At 49.2% G+C, this 12,286-nt stretch carries 10 protein-coding genes; 7 read left to right on the forward strand and 3 right to left on the reverse strand.

Annotated elements, in window-relative coordinates; genetic code table 11:
* Positions 1 to 10: 10 nt before the first annotated feature.
* Positions 11 to 1,249 (reverse strand): alginate lyase family protein, encoded by a 1,239-nt coding sequence (locus WBL83_RS08835; protein ID WP_424588792.1) that lies wholly within the window; start codon positions 1,247 to 1,249, stop codon positions 11 to 13.
* 513 nt (positions 1,250 to 1,762) lie between these two features.
* Between WBL83_RS08835 and WBL83_RS08840 the strand changes: the two genes are divergently transcribed.
* The 5 genes from WBL83_RS08840 (at position 1,763) to WBL83_RS08860 (ending at position 7,144) form a co-directional block, all read left to right on the forward strand.
* The gene (locus WBL83_RS08840; RefSeq protein WP_424588793.1) at positions 1,763 to 3,055 is read left to right on the forward strand and encodes an ABC transporter substrate-binding protein; all 1,293 of its coding nucleotides are present in this window, start codon (positions 1,763 to 1,765) and stop codon (positions 3,053 to 3,055) included.
* A gap of 114 nt (positions 3,056 to 3,169) precedes the next feature.
* The gene (locus tag WBL83_RS08845) at positions 3,170 to 4,048 is read left to right on the forward strand and encodes a carbohydrate ABC transporter permease (protein ID WP_424588794.1); all 879 of its coding nucleotides are present in this window, start codon (positions 3,170 to 3,172) and stop codon (positions 4,046 to 4,048) included.
* Between the two features lie 10 nt (positions 4,049 to 4,058).
* Complete coding sequence (locus WBL83_RS08850; protein ID WP_424588795.1) at positions 4,059 to 4,898, forward strand: carbohydrate ABC transporter permease; 840 nt, start codon at positions 4,059 to 4,061, stop codon at positions 4,896 to 4,898.
* A gap of 10 nt (positions 4,899 to 4,908) precedes the next feature.
* On the forward strand, positions 4,909 to 5,997 hold the full coding sequence (locus WBL83_RS08855) for an ABC transporter ATP-binding protein (protein WP_424588796.1): 1,089 nt from the start codon (positions 4,909 to 4,911) through the stop codon (positions 5,995 to 5,997).
* A gap of 10 nt (positions 5,998 to 6,007) precedes the next feature.
* Positions 6,008 to 7,144: an alginate lyase family protein gene (locus WBL83_RS08860; protein WP_424588797.1), complete on the forward strand. Its 1,137-nt coding sequence runs from the start codon at positions 6,008 to 6,010 to the stop codon at positions 7,142 to 7,144.
* Positions 7,145 to 7,196: 52 nt separating this feature from the next.
* Here the strand turns inward: WBL83_RS08860 and WBL83_RS08865 are convergent, their stop codons facing one another.
* Complete coding sequence (locus WBL83_RS08865; RefSeq protein ID WP_424588798.1) at positions 7,197 to 7,700, reverse strand: non-heme ferritin-like protein; 504 nt, start codon at positions 7,698 to 7,700, stop codon at positions 7,197 to 7,199.
* 369 nt (positions 7,701 to 8,069) lie between these two features.
* Positions 8,070 to 8,936 (reverse strand): AraC family transcriptional regulator, encoded by an 867-nt coding sequence (locus tag WBL83_RS08870; RefSeq protein ID WP_424588799.1) that lies wholly within the window; start codon positions 8,934 to 8,936, stop codon positions 8,070 to 8,072.
* A 228-nt stretch (positions 8,937 to 9,164) separates the two neighbouring features.
* Here WBL83_RS08870 and WBL83_RS08875 point away from each other — a divergent pair, with 228 nt between their 5' ends.
* Together WBL83_RS08875 and WBL83_RS08880 are read left to right on the forward strand one after the other, a co-directional pair.
* The gene (locus WBL83_RS08875; RefSeq protein WP_424588800.1) at positions 9,165 to 10,997 is read left to right on the forward strand and encodes a DUF2264 domain-containing protein; all 1,833 of its coding nucleotides are present in this window, start codon (positions 9,165 to 9,167) and stop codon (positions 10,995 to 10,997) included.
* The gene (locus WBL83_RS08880) at positions 10,997 to 12,277 is read left to right on the forward strand and encodes an oligosaccharide MFS transporter (RefSeq protein ID WP_424588801.1); all 1,281 of its coding nucleotides are present in this window, start codon (positions 10,997 to 10,999) and stop codon (positions 12,275 to 12,277) included. Before WBL83_RS08875 ends, WBL83_RS08880 begins: the two co-directional genes overlap by 1 nt.
* The last annotated feature ends 9 nt before the right edge of the window (positions 12,278 to 12,286 follow it).

Consider the following 12,286-nt stretch of genomic DNA (forward strand, 5'->3'; position numbering starts at 1 on the left):
TTTCTCTCATTCACTGTGGTTTTAAAGGAGTAATCAGATGCGAGATATCATCAGGATATTTCGCCATCAGCCAGCTGGCTTTTTCCGTAAACAGTTTGTCATCCGGCCAGGCTCGCGCGGCACTGACCATATTCACCAGTGCTTTTTGGTCGTCCATTTTATCAATGTCCTTCCACGGCCATGATTCACTGCTATTAACGTAATGGGCGATGTAGCGATAACCGTTGCGCAAACTATGGTCATCAAGATTGAAGTTCCAGATATCAATGCCAGTTTCTTCCCCTAATCGGGCCAATTTGTTGTAAGCCTCGAGGTGGAAATTGCTGTAATGCCACGGGCGCGTCCGCTCAATTTCCGCCATCTGACGGCCTTCTTTATCAAAGTGAGAAGGAATACGACGCAGTTGGGTGATTTGCAGTCGTTTCTTCGCCGCTGCGGTATCGCCGCTAAACAAGGCAAATGACGCCGCCTGCGAATCAAACCAGGTGCCGTGATTGTTATGCCAGTTATCTTCCTCAAACCCGTTTTGGCTGGTGGTCATCCAGTGGTAAAAATCGCCATACCACTGTTTTATCTTCTGATAATCTTCCTCGCTTAGCACATTCGCCGGGCGTAATAACTCAACTGCATCAATCACCTCTACCAGTGCACGGCTGTCAATCAGGCCAATACCCCTTCCATCATTGATGCCAGGAATAGCCTGCGCATATTGTAAATTGGGGTTCATGCGGGTTTCGGGTTTCACAAACCAGTTGAGTAACTGGTCGCGTGCTTTTTCGGCGTAAGCCGGGTTTTGGGTAAATTGCCAGGCGAGTGCCAGGGTCCAGACGTCATGACTCATGTTCACCAGGCGTTTTTTGTCTGTGGCATCACTATTGGCATCCGGGTTAGTTTGACCATCTTTGCGAATGTATGGCAGACCCTCTTTTTTACCCGGATCCGGCCACCAGTAGGGCGGGAAACTGTAGTAATCATGTTTGTCTCCGCTGGCGGCCGTCAGCGTTTTATCCATCACCGAATAGAGCGGTTTATTCAGTGCTTTGTCTGCTTCACCAATCAGCTTTTGATACGCGCCGACAAACTGCGGATTTTGTGCTTTCACCTGCTCTTCGCTGTAGCGTAAATCGTCGAGTTTAATCTGTAGCGGATGCGCATCAGCGGCAAACAGCGGTGAAGCCATAAAAGCACTGGCCAGCGCCAGTGAAAGTAATGAAAGACAAGAGAATAAAGTGGGTTTTGTCGGGCACATACTTTCTCCGTTATTCGTACAAATAAAGTAAGGATAATATGATTGTGTTTTATTAATGGCCGGGCGTTTATGCCGTTCCCGGCATTATTAATTGTCGTCAAAAAAAGAGGTTAAAATAATATTTATGGCAATGAGTTCGCAGTGTAAGAGTCAGGATTAAATTTTATGTGATTGAGTTCAAATTACCGTTAGCAAGAGGAAATAAGGGTTAAAAACAAATCGCGCATCACATAAATGAAGGGTTTTAAACATACTTTTAAAAATGGTGCAATTTTTTTAAAATTTTATCTTGTTGTTTTATATGGATTATTTAATTTTGGTTGTTTTTGGTTCTTACGATGGAGTGATGTAAATCACATTTTATCATTGTGAAACAGTATTTCTGTTTTGACCCATTGTCTTTAATGCAGGCCTTCTGTTTAATTGTTGGGCAGCCTTTTCCTTTATTGAAATAAACTGCTTCACTCCATTTTTGTAATAAACAAATCTCTTAAAATAAGGACGTGAATAAAAATGTGGTCCACAAAATTAAAATCCGTATTACTTATCTCAACCCTTGGCTTAAATGCCTCACCTACGTTTGCTGCTGAAACGCTGAATGTCTGGATCCGCGCCAGCAACGACTCCAAAAATATCTATAAGCAAGAAGCTGAAACCTTCGAGAAAAAGACCGGTATTAAAATCGAATATTTTAATGCCACCACGGACTTCGAACAGCGTCTTGCAAGGGCTGCGGCGGGTAACGCACTGCCTGACCTTATCTTTAATGATGCGGTCGCGATTGGCCAGTTTATCCAGCTCGGTATAGCAGAAGAAATCGACCCGAAAACCATTGCCGGAGGCGACAACCTTTACCCCACAGCCTGGGAAAGTACGCGCTATACCGACGGTAAATTCTATGGCGTTCCCACGTCTGCCCAAACCTTCGCCCTCTTTGTGCGTAAAGACTGGCGAGAAAAACTGGGCTTACCGGCACCCAAAACCTGGAGCGACGTAGAAACCTTAGCCAAAGCCTTTACCACTCAGGATCCTGACGGTAATGGCAAAAATGATACCTATGGCTTTTTACTGCCAGGCTCAACCACTCGCGGTTACGCCAGCTGGTTTATGAGTGCATTCCTCTGGCAAGCCGGAGGTGATTTTATTCGTGAAGGTCAGAAGGGGACGTTTAAAGCCTCCCTCGACGAACCGGCAGCCCAGGAAACATTGCAATTTATGCGTGGCATGCTGTGCGAAAAAGTCGTTCAGCCAGGGGCGATTAACGCCACCACTGCCGACATCATTCCATCTTTCCGTTCCGGGCAAACCGGCATGTTCTTCAGCGGTCCTTATCACATCGCGTTATTTGATAAAGACCCAGGCAAAGACAAATTCGAAGTGGTGACGCTAACGGGTCCAAAAAGTAGCGCGACGCTGGCTGAAGGCACCACGGTATTCATGATGAAAAGCAGTAAAAACAAAGAGGCTGCGCGCAAATTTATCGAATTTATGATTTCCCAGGAGGGGCAAGAAATAGGGATGGGCAAAGGCAGCAAGCATATGCCGGTGGTACGTTTGCCCGTCAACAAATTGGTCGACACTCAGGCGGTATATGACGATGAACGCTGGGCAACCTTCGCCAAACTCTACGCTGAACAGGGTCGCTACGTCCCACAAGTTCCGAACTGGACGCCAATTCGCCAGATAACCGCGGATGGCTTCAACCGTATTCTCGCTGACTGCAACAGCGATATCGCCGCTGAACTCAAAACCACCAACGAGAAGGTGAACGCTGAACTTGCCAAACAGCAGGTTTTGGCGAAGTAGTTTTGGTGACAAATGGTGGATGACGCTGCGCTTATCCACCCTACAAAACCAAACGTAGGGCGGATAAACGCAGTGCCATCCGCCACTTAACTTCAAAAAAGAGCGATATAAACGATGTTAACTCCTCGCCAGAAACGCAATCTGGTGCCATGGCTTTTCCTCGCCCCGGCGCTGGTCATTTTTACCTGGTTTAAATTCATCCCAATGCTTCAGGGCCTGGTGATGAGTTTTTACAAAGTGAACTTCAATCAACCTGACGAATGGGTTGGGTTTGCCAACTTTACCCGTGCGTTCGCCGATATTGAACTGCATGCGGCAGTGTTCAACACTTTCTTATATGTGGTGGTGACAATGGTGGTGGGGGCGGTTCTGGCGTTCTTCCTTGCGATGTTGCTAGAGGGGCCTGCTCGCCATTTACGTTTCATCCGTACGGCGATTTTTTTGCCTGCGGTCACCAGTGCGGCGATTGTCGCTGAAATGTGGCGCATCTTGTTTAACCCAACCCCCAATGGGGTCGTGAACCATATCCTGAGTTGGTTCGGTGTGGCAGACCAGGGATTTCTCGCAAGCTCCGACCAGGCACTTTGGGTAATCATGCTGCTGCATATCTGGAAAGCGGTGCCGTACAACATGGTTATTTTTATAGCCGGATTGGCAGGGATCAGTCGCGATTTGTATGACGCCTCAAACGTCGATGGCGCGAACTGGTGGAACCGTCTGCGTTACGTCACGTTACCCGGCATGATCCCGGCCATTTCTGTGGTGCTGATGCTCTCGTTTATTCGCGGCTTCCGTGTCTTTGCCGAAGTGTATGCGACCACCGGTGGCGGGCCATCCGGTGCCACTGAAATGATCATGACCCACATCTACAAACTCGGTTTTGAGCAATTTGACTACGGCTATGCTTCGGCGGTGTCGTTCCTGTTATTCGCCTTCACGGTGGTGCTGACGATTTGTCATCTCACGTTGAAAAAGCGCATTGCCCGCTATTAAGGAGCTGCCCATGTTTGGTAAACGTTGGGATACCGCAGGTCGATGGATGATTTATGGCTTGCTGTTAATCGTATTTGTCGGGCCGTTCTGGGGCATTGTCGCGACGGCATTCAGTGGTGCGCCGGTTAAGCCGGGCGAACTTCTGGCATGGCCAAATGAGTTTTCAATGGAGAACTTCATTTTTGCCTGGCAGGACATCGGCGTCTGGCAATATTTGCTCAACTCAATGATCGTGGTGTTCTTTGGCACCATTTTGCAGGTGGCCGTCAGTGCGCTTGCAGCCTACGCGCTGGCGCGCAAAAAATTCATCGGCGTGTCGTTAGTCAGTCTGGTCATTTTGTCGACCATGATGCTGCCGGAAGAAGTCATCGCCATTCCGCTGTACATGATTATTAACTGGCAGCTGCCGCTGATTGATTCGTCACTCTATAACACCTATCTGGGGATGATTATGCCGGTTGTGGGTTGGGCATTTTCCATCTTCGTGTTAAGCGAATTTATGGCAGCGATCCCCAAAGAGCTGGAAGAAGCGGCGCGCATTGATGGCGCGAATGAATGGCAAATTTTCTTCCACGTCATATTACCGCTGGTGAAACCGGCGCTGGGCACCGTCGTGACGTTTGGCTTCATCATGATTTGGGACCAGTACCTGTTACCGCTGATTGTGGTGAACCATGACAGTCTGAATACCATCCCGGTGATCCTTGGACGCCTGCGAACTGACGAAAGTATTACGCCAAACATCTTTATTGCCATCACCTTACTGGCGATGTTGCCAAGCATCATTGTTTATCTCGGTCTGCAAAAACATTTCAATCGCGGGATTATGTCCGGCGCGGTTAAAGGATAAGGAGCGACACATGGGTTCCGTGGTACTGAAAAATGTCTGTAAATCATATGGCGACGTGCATGTCATCAAAGATGTCTCGTTGACGATCCCAGACGGTGAGTTCTGTGTGTTGGTTGGCCCTAGTGGCTGTGGCAAATCTACGCTGCTACGCATGATTGCCGGACTAGAAGAGATAACCGGCGGCCAGGTTGCTATCAACGAAAAGGATGTGACTGATGTGGAACCTAAGCTTCGCGATATTGCGATGGTGTTCCAGAGTTACGCGCTCTATCCGCAGATGACCGTGCGTGAAAACATGGGTTTTGCGCTGAAAATGGCAAAGCTGCCAAAAGCGGAAATCAGCAAAAAAGTCGAGGCGGCAGCAGACCTGCTTGGATTAGGCGTCTTGTTAGATCGTTTACCGAAGGATCTTTCTGGCGGTCAGCGCCAGCGTGTGGCGATGGGGCGCGCCATCGTGCGTAATCCACAGGTGTTTTTATTTGATGAACCGCTGTCGAACCTTGATGCCAAGTTACGTACTCAAGTGCGCGGGGAAATTCGCGAGCTGCATCGCCGTCTGAAAACCACCTCTGTATACGTGACGCACGACCAAATTGAAGCGATGACCATGGGGCAGATGATTGTGGTGCTGCGCGAAGGGCGCATTGAACAGGTGGGCAGTCCGCTGGAATTGTACGACCGCCCAGCCAATTTGTTCGTTGCCGGATTTATCGGCTCGCCTGAAATCAATCAGCTAAAAGGTGAAGTGACACTACAAAACGGCGAGATGATGTTACGCCTCGCCGACGGCTCTTTGTTAAGCTTGCCGCCGGGTGTTCAGGTGAAACCGCAGCAGAGTGTGGTGTATGCGATTCGCCCGGAGCAGGTCAATGTGGTCAGTGAGACGGAACAGAGCGGGGCGTTGAAAGCTACCATCACCGCCATTGAAAATACCGGTTCTGATATGCAGTTGTTCTGTCAAACAGGAGGCGGTTCATTTACCTCGGTGTTTAAGCAGCGATTAAACGTTAAGGAAGGTGAAACGGTATGGTTACAGCCCAGGGTGACCGGTATCCACATTTTTGATGCCGAAAGCGGGCAACGTATCGCGTGCCATTAAGGAGCAATAAATGAAGTTGTATACCCTGGATGTGACGTGTCTTGAGAATGCCCGCCGCGGCTTACAGCAGCCTTTTTCTCCCTTACAGTTGGCACTGGGCCGGTTAGTGAGTGAGGCGGATAAAGTCCGTGGCCAGCCCCCGGAAAGCGTGGTGCACAAGAAACTGCGTCCGGTGAGTGGTGACCCACATGATTACTACAGTCTGGGAACATACTGGTGGCCCAATCCGCGCAGGCCAAATGGTCTGCCGTATATTCGCCGCGATGGGCATACTAACCCGCAATGTCAGAATAACGATACCGACACCACGCGGATTATTCGCATGTGTGAACGCAGCCTGACTTTAGGCCTTGCCTGGTATTTTACCGGGCAACGTAAGTATGCACAGGCTGCGGCTGAACAAATCAAGTGCTGGTTCCTCGACGAACCAACGCGCATGAATCCGCATTTGAACTATGGCCAGGCGATTCCAGGGATTGTTTCCGGGCGTGGCACAGGGCTTATTGATACACGTCTGTTATGGATGGTGATTGATACCATTGGTTTGATTAGCCCGGCGGGAGTGCTTGATACCGACGACATTATCGGGTTGCATCAGTGGTTCCGGGACTTTAACCACTGGATGTTTTACAGCGATGTAGGCCACTCTGAATATGTCTGGCATAACAATCACGGCACCTGGTATGACGCCCAGCGCGTGGCGAATGCGCTATTTTATGGAGATAAAGGGCTGGTGGCACGCATTATCCAACAGGGGATAACGCAACGCATGGCGGCGCAAATCGATCAAGAAGGTAAACAGACCATGGAACTGGAGCGTCCGGTGCCGTTCCACTACTCCTTGTTTAACCTTGAAGCGCATTTGTTGTTGAATCGCTACGCCGAACACGTCGAGTTTGATCGCTGGAATGCAGTGCAGGATGGGCGAAGCGTAAAGCTTGGGATCGATTATCTGATGCCTTTTATCGCCGACCCCGATTTATGGCCGTACAGCGATTTGGAAGGTATTGTCTGGGACAGTGCATTGCGCATCTTGCTGCAATCGATGCGTGGGTATCCAAAAGAAGCCACGCGTTATAAAACGGTACTGGCGAGCTTCCCGGAAGACTCCTTGAGTTTGCGTGAACAGCTGATGTGGTGTGCGTAACGCAGCTTAAAAATACAGGTCGGGCAAGTGACATTCGCCCGACCCAACCCTCTTAATGGTGCTGATGATTCACCAGATTAGTTAAATGCTCATCGGTCTGGATCATCCCTAGCCCTGCTTTATCGGCACTGCGCACTTCGTCAAGAATGGTCGTCAGCAACACACCTTCTTCTTGTTGTTCCCTGTCGACAGTTTTCAGTAAGGTCAGCGTTGGATAGTCATTGAGGGCGGTGGCTTCTGCGGTCAGTTTCGATAAGGTGACGCAGCGTTGGTGATGATCCTCCAGGGTCTGTTCAAACAGCATTTCCAGAGAATTGCATTCGCATTGACGTGTTTCTACTGCGCCAACAATCGGGTTGCCCCCCGCTTGTTTCATGAAATTAAATATACGCATCATCTGCGTCACATTACTTTGTGCCTGTCCCCTCAGGAAATTCGCGGTGCCCGTTAAACTCTGTTCTGAGCACCAGTTGCTGAGGCGTAAATAGAGGTTTGAAGAACAGAAATCACGGTTAATCTGTAGGTTGAGTCTTTGGACCATGCCGGATGTGGCCATAATCATTTCCTTTTTGACGTGGAACATCGGTTTAGCCTGGAATAAATCGCATGCCAGAATTTCAATCACGGTGAAGGAAAGGTTTTATATAATCACCAACTAAAACAATAACATCATGTCTGTTTTATTTTCATGATGAAATATCCTGAATGTGATAATAAAAAGAATACCTCTTTTGGGTTATCAGGAGAATTGTTTATTCTGTCGTTATACATTTATTTACAACCTTATTTGCTAAGAAATAATAAAATTGTAAATTAAATCACTTTTGTAGCGGGGGTTATAATTACCGGCATTTAAATATAATACTGAGAATTGTGACTCATCACGTAATAACGAAATATCAAACAGATTGTTTTTTGTCCAGGATCATGTTTTCTCACTATTCGATAATTTGCTGCGAGACTGTTTCCGGTACTGCAACGGGGTTTGATTCATCATCTTCTTAAAACAGGTAATGAAATAGGTGACCTCTACAAAACCCACTTCCTGGGCGATGGCGTCGATGCTTAAGGGAGAAGTGCGCAGCAGGTCGCAACTTTTCTTGATGCGCCGGGTTAACAAGTACTCATGAATGCTGCCTCCGGTCTGCTGGCGAAAAATACGCGATGTGTAGCTGCGCGATAAGCCGACAAATTGCGCTAATTCATCCAGGGAAAATTTACCACTGTAATTATTCTCCACCCATTGCATGATGCGTGCGGCAACTGTCTGTTGTTGAGGATTAAATTCCTGCGGCTGCGCGGGGAGGAAGGCCATTATCTGCATCACCATAAAAGCCACTTCACTGGCCGTTGAATGGGCAGTCGAATCGACTTTGTCGAATGTGCTGAGGATCACCTCCATAAATTCTGCCTGTTCACTCAAATCGAAAATCTGCGCGGGAACATGACTGGCGGCAAGGGCCGAAAATTGCGCCTGTTGGCGTGGAAACGCCTGCAAAATACCGATCACCGAGGAATGCTCAATGTGCATCGTAGTGCGGTGGTACTGATTTTTGTCACTGGCCTCGACATGCACTTTATGCAAGCGGAATGGTGGGAAGATAAATAATCGACCGGGACGCGCGGTATAATGCTGGTTATCCACCACCACCACTCCATATCCTTTTGAAATATAGAGAAATTCTACGCATTGGTGCCAGTGGTAATACTGCGCGCTCGACGCCTGCAAACGATGAAATGAGATAACCTGGCTGTCGAGCGTAATTCGCTCCATCAGTTGCGCTTCGCTCATTTCCCCTCCAGGACAATAGATTTAAATTTTTACGCCATGATTTGTAATTTATTCACTGGATAAAAAGAAAATACCAGCGAATTTGAAATGGCGGTTTATTTTTGTGATGCGGCTCACTCTGGCCTGGGAATAAAAGCGTCTACTCTGTGCATCAACGCGATGTAATAGCGCTGAGAAAATATGGATAACAATAACTTACAATATTCTCGAGTTTGACGGGAGGACATCTTGCAACCTAAAAACATTACTCTAAACAATCCCCTGGAAAGCCGGGGCGATCTGCAAAAACTGGTCAATGAATTATTGAATGCTGTTTCGCCATTCTTTAAAAAAGATGCCAGTCGGGTCGATCTTGGTAATTTCACCGCACATTACGGCCAGCAGATTGCCAGTATGGAAACTTTCTCGCGTTTGCTGTGGGGCGTCACGCCTTTACTTGCGGGCGGGCATGAACCTGAGCAGTTCTCTTTCTATATTCAGGCGATTAAAAAAGGCACTAATCCTCAGCACGCCGATTATTGGGGTGATGTCTGTCCTTACGACCAGCGCATTGTGGAAATGGCGGCTTATGGGTTATTGCTGGCGGTTGCCCATCAGCCTCTGCTGGCGCATTTCAATGAACAAGAAAAGCAGCATCTTTGGCAGTGGCTTAAGCAAAGTGAAAACCAGGATATTCCAGATAACAACTGGCATTTCTTCCCGATTCTGGTGCAGGTCGGTTTTCATCATTGTGATATGCCAACCAATACTGAGGCGCTGGAAACACATTTCGCCGCCATGGAGCATTATTACCTCGGCGACGGCTGGTACTCCGATGGCCCGGGCCGCCCGCGTGATTACTACATCTCGATGGGGTTCCATTTTTATGGGCTGATCTACGCCAAATTAATGGCCGATGTTGACCCCGCACGTTGCAAAAAACTGCGCGAACGCGCAGCTGCGTTTGCCGTCGATTTTATCCATTTCTTTGCTGACGACGGTGCTGCTATTCCCTTTGGTCGCAGCCTGACTTATCGCTTTGCACAAGCGGCATTCTGGAGTGCAGTCGCCTTTGCCGGGCTTGAGGTGTTCGAACCGGGCGTGGTGAAAGGTATCGTGCTGCGCCATTTACGCTGGTGGCTTGAACAACCGTTGTTCGACAGAGATGGCGTGTTGAGTGTCGGTTACAGCTATCCCAATCTGGTGATGGCAGAAGATTATAACGCGCCTGGTTCTCCGTACTGGGGACTGAAAACCATGCTGGTGCTGGCGTTAGGCGAACAAGATGCGTTCTGGCAGGCGCAAGAATTGCCGCTGCCACCGCGTGATACGCACCATAGCATTCCTCACGCGTCACAAATTCTGGTCCATCAGTCCAACCATTTATGGATGCTGACCTCCGGGCAACTTGAGCTGAACAACTTCGTTAATACCGAAGCCAAATACTGCAAATTTGCCTATTCCACCCGCTACGGTTTCACCATCGAGCGTGGCCGTTACGGGTTAAACCACGCTGCTCCAGATTCGATGCTGCTGTTATCGGAAAAAGACAACTACTGGCGTGGACGTCGTGACTGCCAGAACGTCACTACCGCCGATGGCATGATTTACAGCCGTTGGCAGCCGTGGAGTGATGTGACTATCGACACCTGGTTGCTGCCGCTTGGCGACTGGCAAGTGCGGGTGCATTACCTCAAAACCGAACGTGAACTCGACTGTGCCGAAGGCGGTTTTAGCCTGCCAAATCGCCCCTTGCCGCAAGCCGAACTGGCGGGGTCGAAAAGTGTTCTCAGGACCGCTACCGATACCAGCGCTATCTACTGCTTAAGTCCGCAAACGCGTCGCGCAGAGCAGGTTTTAACTCCGCCAAACAGCAATTTACTGTTCGCTGAACGAGCGGCTGTACCGCTACTACGCGGCGAATTAACCGTGGGCACGCATCTGTTAATCAGTGCCGTTTGGGCAGGGGATACGGATGGCTTTGATGAACCTTCTTGCCCGCAAGCCATTATCAGCGAGGGCGCTGTACGCCTGGTGATGGGCCACCATCAAAAGCACGTATTGTTTCTGGAGAACCATTAATGAATAGTTCAACCCCAAGGCGTACAGCTCAAGTCAAAATGAGCACTTTTATCTTCCTCTACTTTTTCACCTGGTCTTCAAGCTTCGGGCTTTACACCCTGTGGTTGAGCCAAAAAGTGGGGTTGGACAGCATGACCATCGGCAGCGTTTTCGCGATTAACGGCGTCTTTGCCGTGGTGATGAAACCGGTCTACGGCTACATCATGGATAAGATCGGGATGAGCAAATGGTTGCTCTACTTTGTCTGCGCTATATCGGCGTTAATGGCCCCGTTTTTCGTCACGGTTTATCAACCGCTGTTGCTCACACACACCACATTGGGCATCGTCATTGGCGCGTTTTATCTCAGCCTCGGCTGGTACGCAGGGGTTGCTGCGTCCGAGTCGTACACCGATAGATTCAGCCGTTTGTATGGGCTCGAGTTTGGGCGCATTCGTATGTGGGGCTCGCTCGGCTGGGCGATGGCCGCATCGGTTTCCGGCTTGCTGTTCAACTACACGCCGCTGGCAAACTTTTTGGTCAGCAGCACCACTTCCGTCTTAATGTTGATAGTGCTGGTCAGCCTCAAAATTGGCGATGAACAACTGCGCAATAACAACGTGATTTCAGAGAATAAGATTGTTTTTCCCGATGTCATCTTGTTGCTGAAAAACCGCAAATTCTGGATGTTCAGCCTCTATGTCACCGGTGTGGCATGGATGATGTTTGTCGCCGAACAGCAGTTCCCGCGCTACTTCGTCTCCTTCTTCGACACCAAAGAGCAGGGCAACGCCTGGTACGGCTATCTGAGCACCGTTCAGTCCGGCATGGAATTCGTGATGATGATGTTCATCCCGGTGCTGGTTAATCATTACGGCGCGAAAAAGGGGATGCTGCTCTGCGGCTGTGTGGTGGGCTTGCGTCTGATTGCCTCGGGTCTGACATCCGACCCACTGGTGATTTCAATCATCAAACCGTTCTACGGCGTGGAAATCGCACTGTTGCTGATCTCCGTCTTTAAATACATTGCCGAGCATTTCCACAAGAAGGTCAACGCCACCATGTATTTGCTGGGCTATCAGGCGATGATTTACGTCGGTTCGGTGGTGGTCGCACCGCCTGCGGGCTATCTGTACGACAAAATCGGCTTCGCCCACACCTACTTATTGATGGGCTGTTGCGCGCTGGTCTTCACCCTGATTTCCGCTTTCACACTCTCGCGCTGCCAGTCAAAACGCGCTGAGTCACAGACATATTCACCCGCTTTAGACACTTCACCGGCCGAGCCGGTAAAACATTAATTAAGGAGA

The organism is Buttiauxella sp. (genome assembly GCF_049686335.1).
Classification (GTDB): Bacteria; Pseudomonadota; Gammaproteobacteria; order Enterobacterales; family Enterobacteriaceae; genus Buttiauxella.